This window comes from Salinibacillus xinjiangensis (assembly GCF_009649735.1).
Taxonomy (GTDB): domain Bacteria; phylum Bacillota; class Bacilli; order Bacillales; family Alkalibacillaceae; genus Salinibacillus; species Salinibacillus xinjiangensis.
The window spans coordinates 54,256-70,199 of record NZ_WJNH01000003.1 but is presented as its reverse complement, the minus strand read 5'-3'; the positions used below and the strand labels follow the sequence as shown (position 1 = coordinate 70,199).

The window sequence follows — 15,944 nt, the reverse complement described above, 5'->3', positions numbered from 1 at the left end:
CGACTCGTATGGAAACTAATGTATAATATACTGTATCAAGGAGGTATGCAATGTATACATATGCACAGCTGTTAAATAAGACGTTGGAGGTGCTTGAGGATAAAGGGAGCATGGAAGCCTATCAATTTATCTCTAAATATGCAGATCAGGTGAAGGGGAATCGTGCTCAAATCTACAATTTTCAATACTGTCTGGCCGCTTCGTCTGGACAAGAACATGAAGCCCTACAATTAATGGAGGAGGCAATCATCCAAAATGGGTTTTGGTATGCCTATGATTACTTAATGTCAGATGAAGACTTGAAGCCCCTACATCCACATAAACAGTTCCAGAAGCTGACCCAATTATGTCAGGAAAGAGAAAATCAAGCGAAAGCGGAACAAAAGCCTGAGTTAAAGGTTCTTTCACATGTCGATACGCAGAGACCATTAATTATGGCTATACATGGAGATCAGGAGAATAGCAGCATGACGGAATTACATTGGCAGTCGGTCATTCAAGATGGGGTCACTCTTGCTCTTCCACAATCTTCCCAAATAGAATTTTCCAATGCCTACAATTGGGACAATAAAGACAAAGGCACACGAGAGATTCTAGAGCATTATGAATTCTTAATATCGAAAAACGAAATATCATCTAATCAAGTGATTTTAGGTGGCTTTTCAGCTGGATGTGGAGTAGGTTTAAACGCGGTCTTAACAGAAAGTATGCCTGTCACAGGGCTTATCCTCGTTGCCCCGTGGTTCCCTGATCTAAAGGAATGGCAGCATCTATTATCTAAACTTAAGGATCAACAAACAAAAGTATATGTGATCTGTGGGGAACAGGACGTAGATTGTTTGGAGGGAACGAATCAATTTGTAGAGCTTTTAAAGCTTAATGGGGTAAATCATACTTATAAATTGATTAGCGGATTAGATCATGAGTATCCAGAGCATTTTGAGGACTTGTTGAGCGAGGGTGTAGAGTTTATTTTAAACAATTAGGGAGAGGACATTGAGGTCCTCTCCCTATATTTTCGTGTGTTGAATGACTTTAGCTTTTAGTTCGGGTTCTTTAGCTATAGTGGTCTGGACTTTAGCAAATCCTTTGACATCTCTAGCATAAGTCCATTGTTCTTTAGCATTTGAGGGTTTCTTCAGCATTATTATATTTATATTTAGCTTAAATCTGCAAATCTTCAGCACAATCTGCCACAACGCACAGAAATTAATTTACATATTATTTTTATCGCAAACAAAACGACTTACTTCAAATACGTATTCCCATCTCGTTGCTCTACTTTTCCTTCCTTCATCAAACTCCCTAACGCCCGTTTAAAGGCTGCCTTACTAATTTGAAAGGTGCCTTTGATATCTTCGGGATCGCTTTTATCGCCAAACGGCATCATGCCGTCGTTTTCTTCTATATATGTCAATATCGCTTGGGCATCCTCTGAAATACTATCCTGCTTCAATGGTCGTAACGAAATATTGATGGACCCATCTGGTTTCACATCAATTACTCTTCCGGTCACCCATTGTCCAAGTCGTGGCTCGGTTTTGCGCTCGGAACTGTGGATAAATCCCCTGTACCCTTCTTCAGTAAGGATAACCGAGCCTTCCTTACTTGTGCGATAAACGCGACCACTAACCGTAGCATTTTTCAAGTCTTCAGGTGCATTTAAAAAGTCATCGTCTGTAAACAGGCTTTCTGTTGCAGGTTTAGCTAACAACCGCCCTTTTTTATCCGTATCTAATGCCACATAGAGAAAGTCTCCGGCAGCTGGCCACACTTTGGTGTATAGAGGAAGATCATCTATCGAGACGAGAATCTCTTTATGAATGCCAATGTCAACAAACACTCCGAGGTTAGGAACCACTTCCATGACCTCTGCCCAATCATATTGATCTAACCGAACGGAAGGAATGGTCGTTGTGGCAACTACCTGCCCCTTTTTATCTGGATATAAAAATACCTCCACCTCTTGATCGACCTCTAAATCTTCATTTGCTTCTCTATTATGTAATAAAAATTCATCTTGTCCATCTGTTAATACATATCCCGTGTCAATAACTCGTTTTACAGTTAACATTTGAATGGTGCCTGCTTGTGTTATCATAGTGTATATAATCTCCTTATACTTAAAGTCTTCATCTATTATAACGTACGAAAATGGAGAGTGAAATCAATACATTATCAGTTTTAGACAAGGAGGTCATTTTTATGAACATTTATGTAGATGCGGATGCTAGTCCTGTTAAGGATATTGTGATTTCAGAAGCTCATACATATGATATACCTGTTACTCTAGTCATGAGTTTTTCTCATTTTTCCAATAAAGAACCAGAACCAAATGTGGACATTGTTTACGTCGATTCCGGGGCAGATGCTGCCGATTATCGCATTATGAAAATGGCAAACAAAGGAGATATCATCATCACACAGGATTATGGTCTAGCTTCACTCGCCCTCGGCAAAAAATGTGTGGTGCTTCATCATAAAGGCTTTCAATATACGACCGAGAACATTGATCAAATGCTGACAATGCGCCATGCCAACGCAAAGGCTAGAAAAGCTGGATACAAAACAAAGGGTCCAAAAGCCTTTACGGAAGAGGATAGAGAACAATTTCGAGAGTCATTTCGTACAATTCTCGAAAAATACACAACGTAAAAAAGCCCCCAGTTAAGGGGGCTCTTTTATCATCCATACTATTATTTATTCATGTTTTGTTGTGCTAAAGATACAAGGCGTTTTGTAATTTCACCGCCAACGGATCCATTAGAACGAGAAGTTGAATCTGCTCCTAACTGTACACCAAATTCTTGTGCAATTTCAGTTTTCATTTGATTGATTGCTTGGTCTGCTCCTGGTACCACTAATTGGTTTGAGTTGTTAGAACGATTTTGTTGTGCCATTCTAATGACCTCCTTGGGAAATTTATCGTCTTGCAAACTTAGCGTTATGGAGGATAAGCCTTATTTATTCTGTGAGATACAACTTTTTTCATTGGTAAAGTTTAGAAAAAGCCAAATCTCCTGATATGACAGGCTTCAACCGACTATTGAAAATCAAATTTTTTTCTTATATAAGCGTTATAAACGTATTCAATCATCGATGTGTAATCAAATACAGGTAATGAAACAGCCTCTTGGATAGCCTTGGCATATGGAGGTAACATGCTACATTCCAGTAAAATAATGGAGATGGATGGGTTTTTTTGAACCAGATTTACCGTAGCATTGACCACTTCTTGTTCAACTTTATTTGTATCCAACACCCCTGATTCTGTTAGGGCAAAATCTTTAAAATATGGCTGGTTTTGAAGGCCTTGAATGACAATTGGGTAGGTGTGATCAATATTAATACTCGCCAACAAGGAATTGGTTAAAAGCGTAGAATCAGCGGTAATGACAGCGATCTTTTCATCTCCGTGTACCAAATGGGTTAAGAAATGGAGCTGAAGGAGACTTGATAAGAACACAGGAACCTGGAGATCTTTGGCTAGTCTGTCTTGAAAAATGGCCATGTAACCACAATCTCCAGTAATGGCCTTTACTCCACTTTGTGTCAGCTTTAAGCCAGCTTCTAAAAAATTGGGATAATGACTATCATCCCAGTTGACCATATTGCTCGCGTTTAATCCCTTAACTGTTTCATACCTTACTGGAAATGGAAAGGTATGTGCGTTACCTACATCTCCTGGTATAAAAGGAGCGAACGAATCTAACATTAGAATCCCAATGGTTTCACCGTAACTCACTTGTCCTGGATTGGCATAATACCTCAACACTCTACACCCTTTACGCTATTTTGTTTTTTAGTATGAGTATTGTGTTCAACCATTATTTTGACGATTTTGTAATTTTACACCATGGGCAAATACTTCATTATTATTTTTTATGACAAAGCCATAATTGGGTTTGTAGTCGATGATTAATGGGTCTCCAACCTGACTTTTAGTGAAGGAATTTACCTGAAAGCTCAGTCCATCTACTTCTATTTTTTCGTCTAGTTGATTTGATTCATCCAGAACCAAAGAAAATTCTAACGTGCATCCTCAGCCACCACTAAAATTAGTGTCTACAACTATAACCTGGTTCGAGGAAGTGTTCTCTTTTAAGACTTCTGCAGATTCGCCTCTTAATATAATATCCATTCCGAAATCGCCCTTTCTATTAATTAAAGGTAAGCTCTTTATAAGTACAGAATATACTTAAATAATACGTGAATCAAAAGGAGTGCTTACCATGCACTGGCTTGTGTATTTCTGTTTTCTATTAGCATATATTCTTGTTACATTTTTTGGTATTAGTCCTGTTCTGATGGCAGATGGTTCGTTTGAAGAACAGATGATTACCTTAGCTGTAGTAATTGCCATTTATATCTTCCTGGCCTGGTTACTCTTGCTCTATAGAAAAAAGCGAGCCAAATAACTAAGCTCGCATTTGTTTTTACTCCTTTGTATCTAGGGGTTTTAGACGTGCCTCAATCATATCCCGTTGATCTTCAAAATAAGGAGGCAAGGCCAAGCTCTCACCTAAATGCTCAAAGGATTCATCCCCTTCAAAGCCTGGACCGTCTGTTGCCAGCTCAAACAACACACCATTTGGCTCCCTGAAATAAAGTGATTTAAAGTAATAGCGCTCCACAAACCCTGAGTTTGGAATTTGCAGCTGTTTCACATACTCGACCCACTTGTTCAGTTCGTCCTCATTTTCAACTCGGAATGCGACATGGTGCACACTGCCACGGCCTGGACGCTCCCTAGGTAAATCATCACGTTCAACAATATGCACCTCCGCGCCAGATCCACCTTCGCCTGTTTCATAAACGTGAACTTCTTTTCCGTCATGAATTTGAGAGGACGTGTAGGTACGAACGTGTTTGAAGCCGAGCACATCTAACAGGATTTTTTCCGTGTTTTCCCGTTTTGATACGGTTAAAAGGACTGGACCTAACCCAACAATTCCATGTTCTTGTGGGACTGGACTTTTATCCCAAGCCTTCCCACCTGAAACACCGTCATTATTTTCATCTGAAACTAAATAGAGTCTTTGCTGTTCAAAATCGCGAAACGCTAAGGTTGCCCTGCCACTCTCTGCTGTAATTTCATCATGCTCTACTCCCAGCTCTTCGAATCGATTCTTCCAATATTGTAACGATTCATCATTTGGAACTCGTAATGAAGTACCAGATATGCTGTTGGTTCCAGGATAAGTCGTCCCCGCATTTGGAATTTCAAAAAAGGTTAAATCTGTACCTGGATTTCCTCGCTCATCTGCATAAAAAAGATGATATACGGATGGATCATCTTGATTGATCGTTTTCTTGACTAATCTCATTCCTAAGGTTTTCGTATAAAATTCATAATTGTGTTTTGCATTTGCTGTAAGAGCCGATACATGGTGAATACCCTTTAATGGTTTACGTTCCATTTATATACACCCTTTCATTTTATTATCTCGAATTCGAAGTAAATTATACTAAACATTGAAAAAGATTGTCAACGAATGACACTTCCTCGTCATATTGTCCCCTTTTGTTACATCATTAACATAAAGAAAGGATGCGAACCTGTTCGCATCCTTCTCACATCACTATTTTTTTATGTCCATAACTTTTCCGCCCTTAACTTTTTTCTCATGAACTGGAATACCCTCATTCCTAATCAACTGTTTTAATTTACGAACCTCCCGATCATTGACCAGCGAAAGAACCATACCTGAGGTGGAGCCTAAGCGGCCAGTGCGCCCTGAACGATGAATATATTGCTTGGTGTCCTTTGGTAAGTCCACATGAACAACATGCGTGATTCCCTTCACGTCCAGCCCTCTAGCTGCCACATCTGTGGTCAAAAGCAACGGTATATTTCCAGCTCGAAAGTCTTTAATCATTTTTGCTCGTTCCTGTTTCTTCACTTCACCATGAAGAACCCCGATTGGCACACCTTTATATTGAAGCTTTTGAGCATATACATCAAGATTGCCAATATCATTCATAAATGCAATTCCCTTGACGTTCTCTAAAAACGCTATTCTTCTTAACATCTCTACCTTTTCTCTCGACTGACAAACCACAAATCCGTGGTCTGAAACAGGCTTGGTATCGTCCTGCTTAATCCGAATCAATTCAGGCTCATTCATGAACTCTTTGGCCGTCTTTTCAGCATCAGAAGGAACTGTAGCTGAAAAAACTAGAACTTGGCGGTCAGCCAACGTTGATTTTATAATTTGTTCAATTGTCGAAATATGCTCTGGTACAAATAATTGATCCGCTTCGTCCAGAACGATGGTTTTCACCTCGTGCATTTTCGCTTTTTTAATTTTGATTAGCTCTAATAAGCGTCCTGGAGTTGCTACAACAATCTGTGGACGTTTTTTTAGCTTATCGATTTGACGTTTAATGTTGGCCCCACCGATAAAAGCTGCACTTTTGATTCCTTCTCCTGATCCCCAATTTTGTATTTCTTGATGGATCTGCATCACCAACTCATGGGATGAGGCCAGAATAACCGCTTGAATATGTGGCAGTTTTGTATCTACTTTTTCCATGATGGGAAGAAGATAAGCTAACGTCTTTCCTGTTCCTGTTGGAGACTCGGCAATGATGTCCTCCCCTTGTAAAATGTGTGGAACAGCTTGCTGCTGAATGGCCGTTGGTTGTTCAAATCCAGCTTTTTCCCAAGCAGTTTGAATAAAAGGCTTAAAATGTTGAACGAATTCTTCAGTACTATTCATGTCCATCCTCCGTTGTTTAAAGCTAGTTATAGTATACATCATTTGTTTGGTTTAAAAACTGCTTTAATTGGTTAAGTGAGGATTTTGCTTGCTCATATCCCTTATCATATAAAGCAGACAATTTATCGGGATTTCTCTCGATGCGTCCCACTTCTAGTTTTTCAGTCGGACGAATAATAAATACCTTACCTTTCTTTTCCTGCTCCTCTAAGTAAGCAATCGTTTGATTATACATTTCATGGCGGTTCATCATGGCTCGTACTAAGCCGTCATAATGTCCATACTTCCTTTTTAAAAGCCAGTTAAATTTAGCCGGACTCTTTCTATAGTCCCTGTTTCGCGTTAAAATAACTATATTTTTTTCGTTTCCATCCTGTTCCGATTTTCGAATTGGGATTGGATCAGAAATGCCCCCGTCTAATAGCTTACGTCCCTCAAACTCAATCTCAGGAGCCATAAACGGTAAGGAACTTGATGCGCGGAGTAAAGTAAGCATGTGATCTTGGTGTGTTGATTTCTTATAATATACAGGCTCGCCTGTTTCACAATCCGTTGTCCCAACAACAAACTCCTCGTTGGCTTGATGAAAAGTATCAAAATCGAATGGGACCAATTCATTTGGTAATCGGTCAAAAATAAAATCCATACCAAATAGCTCACGTTTTGTAAAAAATCGTTTGTAGGAGATATATTCTGGATGAGTGATATATTCAATGTTCACAATTTTATTTCGTTCTTTCTGTCTCGAAATATAGGATGAACCATTACAGGCTCCAGCTGAGACGCCAATAACATAAGGGAAATATAATTCCTGCTCCATTAAGTATTGTAATACACCAGCTGAAAACACCCCCCTCATCCCTCCACCTTCTAATACTAATCCGGTATTTTTCATATGTAATCGCCTCTATTTTCTATAGTTAAATCCTATTTTAGCATAATTTGTTTATAAAATAATCAGTTTGATTTGACTCTGCGGTTTGTCTTTAAGTGAAGTAGCCCACATTCAAGTTTATAATCTTCTGATAAACTTTTTTTGGCACTAGTTGTACTAAAAAGGGAGGAAAGAGCACGACATTTAAAACGCTTAGCATTCCTGACGATCATCATTGCGTATTTTCTATTTGTTTTTGTTGGTTACGTAGCCTCATCAAAATCAGGCATGGGATGCGGACCTGACTGGCCATTATGTAATGGTGTGTTAACTCCCCTTTTAAAAAGAGCCACTTTAATTGAATATGCTCACCGAGTGATTGGAGCCATTTTATTTTTCATCAGTTTATTTCTTTTTGTGAGAATCATTCGTTCTAAACCTGCTAACCAAACGAGAAAAGTAGCCAATTGGATGATGGTTCTTCTCGTCATCCAAAGCATCGAAAAACATTTATCGGCTATTATTTTACTTCTCGTTTTAACCTTAGGCTTTGGAGCTTATATTAAGCACCAAGATTACGGACTTGCCTGTGGCGGTAAAAAGACCCTAGGTTCAAACCTAGGGTCTTAGTCTGTTATTTACTTTCCTTCACATTATCCCAATAATAAACCAATGTTTCCATACCTTTATCGAAGCTTTCAATTGGAAAGCTCTCGTTAGGGGAATGTAGTCGATCTTCAGGCGTACCGAAGCCTAATAAAACAACCGGAATTTGATACAGCTGGTCAATTAGTTCAACAACCGGAATGGAACCGCCCATACGGACGAATACTGTTTCCTTCCCGAAGGCCTGCGTATAGCTTTCCGCTGCCTTTTGAATTAATGGGTGTTCTGGGTCGACCTTATATGCTCTAGCAGATAAAGGCTCTTTTTTTATGTCAAGCGTGACACCTGCTGGCACATGTTTTTCTAGATGATCTACGAGTAAACTTTGAACATGATCTGGTTCCTGTCCCGGTACAAGTCGGCACGTCAGTTTTGCGGTAGCTGTGGAAGGAATAATCGTTTTCGTTCCTTCTCCCTGATATCCACTATATAGCCCGTTAACTTCTAAGGTCGGGCGCGCCATCGTATGTTCCTTGGCTGTAAAACCTTTTTCTGGCGTCGTTTCCTTCACGCCTGTACTCGCCTTGAAGTCTTCACTAGGTACGTTTTTAATTAGTTCACGCTCTTCCTCACTAAGCTCCTCAATCCCGTCATAAAATCCGTCTACGGTCACGACCTCATCTTCATTTTTCAACGACGAAAGAAGATGCGCCATTGCCATAGCTGGGTTTCGAACAGCCCCACCGTACATGCCTGAATGAAGGTCACTGGATGGTCCAGTTACCGTAAATTCAAGACCTGTAAAACCTTTTAATCCATATAAAATGGTAGGCTGGCCACTGGCAACCATCCCTGAGTCGGAAATGACACAAAAGTCAGCAGCAAACTGATTCTTTTTCTCCTCTAAAACCTCATATAAGTTTTCGCTACCGATTTCCTCTTCCCCTTCAATACAAACCTTGACGTTAATCGGTAGCTCACCGATCGTTTTCATATAAGCCTCAAAAACAGCTAAATGCATAAACACCTGACCTTTATCATCACTCGAACCCCGAGCATAAAGGCGTCCATCTCTGATTTCTGGTTTAAACGGCTCACTATCCCATAATTCATATGGGTCTGCAGGTTGAACATCATAATGTCCGTAAAGCAAAGCTGTTGGAGCTCCCTCACCTGCTCCCATCCACTCTCCATAAACAAGTGGATGCCCCTTTGTTTCCATAAGATCGACCTGTTCAAATCCAATATCTTTTAAATAATCCGCTACATATTGCCCCGCCTTTTTCACGTCATGCTTATGTGCGGGGTCTGTACTCACACTTTGTATTGACAAAAAGTCATTTAAACGATTCAGTAAAGTGTCGCGATGCAGATGTAAGTATTGAATAATGCTGTCTGTCATATGAATCTTCCTTTCGCTAACGTGTCCTCCCTAGCATTGTAGCATAATTTGGCAGAAAAAATGAAAGGTCTGGATGTTAAGGGGGAATTTTTTCCTAATTACTTGAGCCCAAAAAGAATAATTATACTTAAGTATAATATATTTATAATCAGAAAATTGTTAAAATTAGCATTAAACGAGTAGGCATTATTTGTGGGGAATGCTGTGAAAGTGATGACATCTCAAGCACTTCATCATCAGAAAGGAGGTCTTCACAATGTCCGAATCCGTAAATGACGAAAACAAGCAGCAGGAAGAAGTAGTAGAAGTGGAAAAGTCTTCAACTGGTATGGACTTAAATGTGGCAGGACTTTTATGCTATTTAGGGGGATTTATTACAGGAATCATCTTTTTCGTTATTGAAAAAGAAAGTTCTTTCATAAAGTTCCACGCACTACAATCCATTTTTACGTTCGTCGCTGTGTTTATTATAAGTATGGTATTAGCGTTTATCCCTATTATTGGATGGTTCATAAGCATCATCATATATCCATTATCGCTTGTACTCTGGATCATACTCATGATCAAGGCTTACCAAGGTGAGCGCTTTAAACTACCAATTATCGGTGACATGGTCGAAAAGCAGCTTTAATCTATGAATGACAAAGCATTCCCCAGTGTTTTTTAGTATTAAAAATTTATCCATACATCTAAAAAGAACCAAATAATCATGACAAGCTGAATAATAACCTTAGCAACGGAGCTTCCTAAAAATCCTAACAAAGAACCGACAGAAGCCTTAATCGCCTCCCGTGCCGTACGCCGCTGAATCAATTCCGTGATAAAGACTGCCACAAATGGAATAATGATGATACCAAATGGAGGCACAATAAAAGACCCAACAATTACGGCAATAGCTGCAACCCGCTCCCCCCATTTACTCCCACCAAAACGCTTCACAAAGTGACTATTCACAATGATATCTGCCACAAATAAAATGATTGTAAACATCACCATCGGAATCCAGAAAAACCACGATAATGTTTCCCCATTAATGGCAAAATGATAGAGAAGAAATCCTCCCCAAATCACCAATACAGACGGAATAATCGGAAAGACAATACCAACAAAACTCAATATAAATAGCACCAAAATTAATATCCATAAAAGAATATCAACCATCTTCACACCTCCACGACTACATAAGGACATCTTATCACAAATATCTTTTCCAAAGAAAAGGACAGGCTTACGTCCAAAATGTTGTGATTTTGTCACATGCCACTCCTTTTATTCAATACTAAAATCAAATATACTTTGGATGATTTACTATAGAACAAACGTAGGAGTGTCCAAAATGAAATAAATAATCTTTATCGGCTTGTTCACCATGGTAGTCTTATTTTTAGCAGCTTGTGGCAGTCAACAAGAAACGAACAAGAGACTGCAAGTTCAGACCGATATGCCTGAAATGATTGATGTTACCATACAATTACCCGAGGACTTCCAACCCAACGAAAAAGTCACCATTGAAGGAAAAGTGACACAAGGAAACGAACTCGTCAACGACGCCAATGAGGTAAAATTTGAATTATGGGAAGCAGGCGACGCTGAAGAAGACCACGAAATGATCATGGATGAATACCAAGGAGATGGAATCTACTCCATAAACAAGACCTTTGAAAAAGACGGCCACTATTCCGTCATCGCACATGTAACTGCAAGAGACATGCACAACATGCCAAAACAAGAATTCGTTGTCGGCGATCCTGGTGAAAAACCGGCTGAGGATAGTGAGGAAGAAGAGAATAGTTAAGAGCACTAAGCCACACCGAATTGGATGTGGCTTTTTGGTGGAGATAATCAGGTCGGGGTGCAGGCGCAAAACTTGTTTAATGTGCGTCGGTGGGTGGCTGGGCGCGGGGCCGTGGGGCGCTGGAAATGTCGGGGCGCGTGTTCAGCATTTTCGAAGTGAACTTCAGCAAGTTAATCTTGTAGTATAGTATTTATGAACCCTACTTTAGTTAGTTATCTATAAACTTCAGCATTCTGACTCTTGTTTAGTATTTAGATGAGTTCTTTAGCATTTCACTCGTGTTCTCCAGCATTTTACTATCGTGTTTCATCATCCCCGCCCAGATTTTTAGCAAAACCAGTGTTCAGCATTTTCGCCCCAAACTTTAGCCATTCCACCCTCAACTTTAGCTTAACACTCAGCAACTCTAGCAGAACCAACAGAAACTATAGCATACCACGAGATGTTCAGCTTTTACATTCATTCTTTAGTCGACAAGGCCCAATCTTTAGCATTTGTATAATCAAGAAAATACCGTCTAGCGCTGGTTACCCCGATCATTTTTAACTTCTCTTTCTGCAATAGCTGTTTCATCATATGAACAGAATTGACTTTCAGAAAAAACCTCGCCTGTCTATTATTGATTTGGTCTCCTATTAACAAATAATAATCCTTAAGCGCCGCCACATGTGCATTTTTCGAATGCCCACCACAATTGGCACACGTCCATTTCCCATGATTTCGATACATCGTATTGGTATCACATTTAGGACAAAAAACACCTAGTTTCAACTCATGTGTTGAAACATTATATTTCTTTAAAACATCAACTGATTCCGGAGTGTGTTGATCTTTTAGGTTTGCGGTTATTTTATTTAGCTGATTTCGATTTAGCAGTTTGATTTGATGTTTTGCTGTAAAATATTCAATTTTGGATAAAAGCTTTTCCTTTTGAATAACAGTTTCTGTAATTAGAGGATCATGTGCGAGGTTTTTAATTATTGTTTTCGGATTTGTAAACACAACTAATGTTTCAATAGGAGGCTGCGGAAAGCGATGTTTTAATAACCAGTCTGACAATCTCCTTTTCTGAAGAAGAACCTGCTCGACATGATTGCTGTAACCTTCTTCAACACCACCAATATTCCGATATGCCTGTCCCATTTCGTCATAAACAATCTCTTGATAATAATTTTTCACTTCTACAATCAGAATAAAATGCTTGGTTAAAATTAAAGTATCCATTTGAAAAAAGTTATTTCGATCGGGAATACGAACATTGTGAAGGATTTGATAGGTGTCTGGATTAAGGAAACGAAGGTAAAAATCAATGGCTTTTTCACCATTGTAGCCAGCTCGGAAGTTTAAATAATGCTGTTCAATTAAAGATTTCATACGATGATGATCATCAACTCGTCTGTTTAATGCTTCCGTTTTTAACATCTTCATTGGAATATCACGTTGTTTAACAATCAAATCATAAAACATCCCTTCTTTATGAAATTAATATTTTATTCGACAAAAATTGACCATCTCCTTTAAATTAATTTAAATTTATTTAACTTTGTTGATTTAGGCTAACAATGAGGCTTTTGGTTTGGCCTGCAGTTCAGCATTTGTACTTCAAACTCTAGTATCTTGAATTCACTCTTTAGCCTGTATACTCGTAACTATAGCTAATTAATTTAAACTTTAGCATTGGAGCACAACTTTAGCATTTCAACTAATTCTTTAGCACAAATTACATCATTTTCAGCATCCCCGCGGGTTCAGCATTTCCACCTCCATTTGCAGCATTTCTCCCTAAAACTCCAGCACACTCATCCACTACTTCAGCTTCTCAACCCAATTCTTCAGCATTTAAGCCAATCTTCAGCTTTCCCATCCATTTATTCAGCATTATAAACTCCTACTTCAGCACCCCCCACGGCTTCAGTATTTTCACCCCTTTTTCCAGCATTCCTCCCCAGAACTCCAGCACACTCATCCACTACTTCAGCCTCTCAACTCAATTCTTCAGCATTTAACCCGCTATTCAGCATTTACAGCCATTTATTCAGCATTCTCCTCTCCAACTTCAGCACAAATCAAATCAACTCCAGCATCACCCACCCCACCAGACACCGCCCATCCCATCACCTCAACTGCACCACACACAAAAAAACGCCAACCCCACAGGGTCAGCGCTCCAATCAAATCTTAGTATTCTTTTTCTTCGCCCGTTGCTCCAATTGTGATCTTGGTTGTTGGTCGGCCACGTCTTCAGTTAGGCCTTGGGGATTTACATTTGATGCTCTTTGGCCTTTGGTTCGATTTTTCTCATGTTTTGCCACTGTGAAACACCTCCACACATAGTTTGCAGTTTATGGATGTGGTTTATGCGGTGAATTAACCTGAATGAAATGTAAACCGCCTACACATAATAAGAAAAAATTGAAGAGGTGTTCCCTTTGTCTTATCAACCTGAAGTTGAGCGTATTGTTAAGCAAATTTTTAAGGATGTACATAGTGTAAGTGAGCATGAGCGCAATGTGATTAAGCAGGCTTTGAAGCAGTCCTATGATGTTGGGTACGAGGATGGGCTAACGGATGGGGAAGAGATTAGCGAAAAGCCAATCTCTGGTTAACCATACCTTATCCCTCATTAACAAATTCCGATTTCAGCAAAGAATAAACGACGGTATCGTGGAAGGTCGTTCCGTCAAAATCAGTTTGTCGTAGCTGACCATCTTTGTGAAAATTGTAGTTGAGTAGTAGTTTTTCAGATGCCTTATTGTCAGCAAATATGTCTCCAACAACGCGGTTTAGTCCTAAATCATTGAATCCAAATGGTAGTAATGTGGCCAACAACTCATTCATAACCCCTTTTCCTTGAAACTGAGGGTGAATGACGACGCCCATTTCTGCTTTTTGGTGCCACAAGTTTACTTTATGAAATCGAAAAATTCCTACCGTTTGTTTCTCTTCCTTGGATTCTATGACCCAAGGAATTTCTTTTTGCTCACGGTACTTGGACAAACAATTTTCTACATAATCTTCAACTTCAGCTACGGATTGAATGGGATGTGGAGTGATATATTTCATCGTTTCTGGGTCAGTGAGAAAGGGGTATATAGCTTGAGCGTCGCCCACAGCCAACCCTCTCAGAACATAGTGCTTCGTTTCCAAGATTGGAATTTGGCTAAAAATAGATTCATCCATGCTTATGCCCCACTTTTGGCTACTTTTTTCACCTGGTTGATTAGATTTTTAAACTCTAATTCCTCAAACTTCTCGGATACCTTACTGTGGTTTAAACTCCAAGCAGCTTGTTCCAGCTCACAGGATACTGGAACCTCACAATGAATCTTGGCCAGGTCTCGAGATAGATGGAGCATGTCCAGATTTTCTTCAATTTTCTTTTTAATCCCCTTTGATAACTCATCCATGTTTTCTAAAATACCATCAATCGTATTATATTGTTTAATAAGCTTTAAGGCTGTTTTCTCGCCAATTCCTTTTACACCGGGATAGTTATCGGCAGAATCGCCCATAAGGCCTTTCATGTCTACTACTTGAGCTGGTGTAATTCCTTTTTCTTCTTCAAAATTATCCGCTTTATAAACAGCATAGTTGCCTTGTCCCTTTTTCATGATCGCTACCGACACTTGTGGCTGTACGAGCTGCAGGATATCCTGATCACCGGTTAAAATTAAAACCTCGTGATCCTCTTTATACTGATTCGCTAGTGTACCAATACAATCATCCGCCTCATATCCTTTAAGTCCCACATTGGGTACATCAAAGGATTCCATAACTTCTTTGACCAAATCAAACTGTGGAATAAGCTCAACAGGTGGCTCGCCACGATTGGCCTTGTAATCAGGGTATTTTTCGTTACGAAAGGTTTGACTTCCCATGTCCCAGCAGCAAATCACATGACTTGGCTGAAAGGTCTCTAGTGCGTTTAAAAAATATCTCATAAAACCAAAAATTCCATTAGTCGGGGTTCCTTTTGAGTTAATCATAAAGTTTCCAGTAAATGATGTGGCGTAATACCCTCTAAAAAGAAGAGCCATTCCATCAACGAGCAGTATTGAATGCTTTTTCTCCATTATTAAAATTCCTCTCTTCCATTTCATATCATCTACTCTATTCTAACAAATTTTTCACAGTAGGATGACAAAAGAATTTATTACCTGTTATACACTAATTTTCGGAATATTTTTACATATGTATACGTATAATGTCTCTGCAATAGTAATTTTTAATTGGAGGTTGATGAGATGGATCAACAAGGAACACCCATCACACCAAAGAATCAAAATAGTAAGGGAATGGCTATTACAGCTCTTGTTTGTGGTATTGTTGGTTTGATTTTATATTGGTTTCCTTTTGTACCCTATCCTCTAGCTATTCTAGCGATTGTATTTGGCTTTATTGGTCTTAAGCAAAGTAAGGGAATGGCGTTAACGGGGATTATTACTGGTTTTCTTACCTTTATCCTAAAGATATGGTTTTGGATTGATTTTGTCACTTATTTTAGCTAATATTTAAGGACTGCCTCAAAAACGAGACAGTCCTTTT

General features: G+C 39.2%; 21 protein-coding genes. 8 read left to right on the top strand and 13 right to left on the bottom strand.

The genetic code is table 11. The annotated features are described in order from the left end of the window. Positions 1 to 50: 50 nt before the first annotated feature. A complete protein-coding gene (locus GH754_RS05810) occupies positions 51 to 986 on the top strand; it encodes an alpha/beta hydrolase (protein ID WP_153727797.1) in 936 nt (311 codons plus the stop codon). Between the two features lie 260 nt (positions 987 to 1,246). Here GH754_RS05810 and GH754_RS05805 read toward each other — a convergent pair whose 3' ends face one another. Then, on the bottom strand, positions 1,247 to 2,101 hold the full coding sequence (locus GH754_RS05805) for a CvfB family protein (protein ID WP_153727796.1): 855 nt from the start codon (positions 2,099 to 2,101) through the stop codon (positions 1,247 to 1,249). A 104-nt stretch (positions 2,102 to 2,205) separates the two neighbouring features. On the opposite strand from GH754_RS05805, the gene GH754_RS05800 reads away from it, so the two are divergent. Beyond that, complete coding sequence (locus tag GH754_RS05800) at positions 2,206 to 2,655, top strand: YaiI/YqxD family protein (protein ID WP_153727795.1); 450 nt, start codon at positions 2,206 to 2,208, stop codon at positions 2,653 to 2,655. Positions 2,656 to 2,696: 41 nt separating this feature from the next. On the opposite strand, the gene GH754_RS05795 is transcribed toward GH754_RS05800, so the two are convergent. Together GH754_RS05795 and GH754_RS05790 are read right to left on the bottom strand one after the other, a co-directional pair. Further along, positions 2,697 to 2,900 carry an alpha/beta-type small acid-soluble spore protein gene (locus GH754_RS05795; protein ID WP_153727794.1) on the bottom strand — a complete coding sequence of 68 codons (204 nt, stop codon included), beginning with the start codon at positions 2,898 to 2,900 and terminating at the stop codon, positions 2,697 to 2,699. 143 nt (positions 2,901 to 3,043) lie between these two features. Further along, complete coding sequence (locus tag GH754_RS05790) at positions 3,044 to 3,772, bottom strand: aspartate/glutamate racemase family protein (protein ID WP_228550154.1); 729 nt, start codon at positions 3,770 to 3,772, stop codon at positions 3,044 to 3,046. A 460-nt stretch (positions 3,773 to 4,232) separates the two neighbouring features. Here GH754_RS05790 and GH754_RS05785 point away from each other — a divergent pair, with 460 nt between their 5' ends. After that, a complete protein-coding gene (locus tag GH754_RS05785) occupies positions 4,233 to 4,418 on the top strand; it encodes a DUF6954 family protein (RefSeq protein ID WP_153727793.1) in 186 nt (61 codons plus the stop codon). 18 nt (positions 4,419 to 4,436) lie between these two features. On the opposite strand, the gene GH754_RS05780 is transcribed toward GH754_RS05785, so the two are convergent. From GH754_RS05780 to GH754_RS05770, 3 genes are all read right to left on the bottom strand, one after another. Beyond that, entirely contained in the window at positions 4,437 to 5,420 is a 984-nt protein-coding gene (locus GH754_RS05780; RefSeq protein WP_153727792.1) for a ring-cleaving dioxygenase, read from the bottom strand. A 162-nt stretch (positions 5,421 to 5,582) separates the two neighbouring features. Continuing rightward, positions 5,583 to 6,722, bottom strand: coding sequence for a DEAD/DEAH box helicase (locus GH754_RS05775; protein ID WP_153727791.1), 1,140 nt, complete (start codon positions 6,720 to 6,722; stop codon positions 5,583 to 5,585). 22 nt (positions 6,723 to 6,744) lie between these two features. Further along, positions 6,745 to 7,617 (bottom strand): patatin-like phospholipase family protein, encoded by an 873-nt coding sequence (locus tag GH754_RS05770; protein ID WP_153727790.1) that lies wholly within the window; start codon positions 7,615 to 7,617, stop codon positions 6,745 to 6,747. A 141-nt stretch (positions 7,618 to 7,758) separates the two neighbouring features. On the opposite strand from GH754_RS05770, the gene GH754_RS05765 reads away from it, so the two are divergent. Further along, on the top strand, positions 7,759 to 8,226 hold the full coding sequence (locus tag GH754_RS05765) for a COX15/CtaA family protein (protein ID WP_153727789.1): 468 nt from the start codon (positions 7,759 to 7,761) through the stop codon (positions 8,224 to 8,226). Between the two features lie 4 nt (positions 8,227 to 8,230). Here the strand turns inward: GH754_RS05765 and GH754_RS05760 are convergent, their stop codons facing one another. Then, positions 8,231 to 9,604, bottom strand: a complete 1,374-nt coding sequence (locus GH754_RS05760) for a dipeptidase (protein ID WP_153727788.1) — start codon at positions 9,602 to 9,604, stop codon at positions 8,231 to 8,233. 256 nt (positions 9,605 to 9,860) lie between these two features. Between GH754_RS05760 and GH754_RS05755 the strand changes: the two genes are divergently transcribed. Then, on the top strand, positions 9,861 to 10,235 hold the full coding sequence (locus GH754_RS05755; RefSeq protein ID WP_153727787.1) for a DUF4870 domain-containing protein: 375 nt from the start codon (positions 9,861 to 9,863) through the stop codon (positions 10,233 to 10,235). Positions 10,236 to 10,273: 38 nt separating this feature from the next. Here GH754_RS05755 and GH754_RS05750 read toward each other — a convergent pair whose 3' ends face one another. Beyond that, positions 10,274 to 10,765 carry a DUF456 domain-containing protein gene (locus GH754_RS05750; protein WP_153728082.1) on the bottom strand — a complete coding sequence of 164 codons (492 nt, stop codon included), beginning with the start codon at positions 10,763 to 10,765 and terminating at the stop codon, positions 10,274 to 10,276. A gap of 208 nt (positions 10,766 to 10,973) precedes the next feature. Between GH754_RS05750 and GH754_RS05745 the strand changes: the two genes are divergently transcribed. Beyond that, positions 10,974 to 11,399, top strand: coding sequence for a FixH family protein (locus GH754_RS05745; RefSeq protein ID WP_153727786.1), 426 nt, complete (start codon positions 10,974 to 10,976; stop codon positions 11,397 to 11,399). Positions 11,400 to 11,858: 459 nt separating this feature from the next. On the opposite strand, the gene GH754_RS05740 is transcribed toward GH754_RS05745, so the two are convergent. The 3 genes from GH754_RS05740 to sspL all read right to left on the bottom strand — a co-directional run bounded on the left by GH754_RS05740 (position 11,859) and on the right by sspL (position 13,711). After that, positions 11,859 to 12,854, bottom strand: a complete 996-nt coding sequence (locus tag GH754_RS05740) for a nuclease-related domain-containing protein (protein WP_194841295.1) — start codon at positions 12,852 to 12,854, stop codon at positions 11,859 to 11,861. 576 nt (positions 12,855 to 13,430) lie between these two features. Then, positions 13,431 to 13,574 carry a hypothetical protein gene (locus tag GH754_RS05735; RefSeq protein ID WP_153727784.1) on the bottom strand — a complete coding sequence of 48 codons (144 nt, stop codon included), beginning with the start codon at positions 13,572 to 13,574 and terminating at the stop codon, positions 13,431 to 13,433. Beyond that, positions 13,571 to 13,711: a small, acid-soluble spore protein L gene (sspL, locus tag GH754_RS05730; RefSeq protein WP_323741874.1), complete on the bottom strand. Its 141-nt coding sequence runs from the start codon at positions 13,709 to 13,711 to the stop codon at positions 13,571 to 13,573. The genes GH754_RS05735 and sspL overlap by 4 nt, the downstream gene beginning before the upstream one ends. 117 nt (positions 13,712 to 13,828) lie before the next feature. Here sspL and GH754_RS05725 point away from each other — a divergent pair, with 117 nt between their 5' ends. Next, positions 13,829 to 14,005 (top strand): hypothetical protein, encoded by a 177-nt coding sequence (locus tag GH754_RS05725; RefSeq protein ID WP_153727783.1) that lies wholly within the window; start codon positions 13,829 to 13,831, stop codon positions 14,003 to 14,005. A 7-nt stretch (positions 14,006 to 14,012) separates the two neighbouring features. On the opposite strand, the gene GH754_RS05720 is transcribed toward GH754_RS05725, so the two are convergent. Continuing rightward, positions 14,013 to 14,579 carry a GNAT family N-acetyltransferase gene (locus tag GH754_RS05720; protein WP_153727782.1) on the bottom strand — a complete coding sequence of 189 codons (567 nt, stop codon included), beginning with the start codon at positions 14,577 to 14,579 and terminating at the stop codon, positions 14,013 to 14,015. Positions 14,580 to 14,581: 2 nt separating this feature from the next. Continuing rightward, a complete protein-coding gene (locus GH754_RS05715; RefSeq protein ID WP_153727781.1) occupies positions 14,582 to 15,472 on the bottom strand; it encodes a 5'-3' exonuclease in 891 nt (296 codons plus the stop codon). Positions 15,473 to 15,643: 171 nt separating this feature from the next. Here GH754_RS05715 and GH754_RS05710 point away from each other — a divergent pair, with 171 nt between their 5' ends. After that, positions 15,644 to 15,907 (top strand): DUF4190 domain-containing protein, encoded by a 264-nt coding sequence (locus GH754_RS05710; RefSeq protein ID WP_153727780.1) that lies wholly within the window; start codon positions 15,644 to 15,646, stop codon positions 15,905 to 15,907. Positions 15,908 to 15,944: the final 37 nt, after the last annotated feature.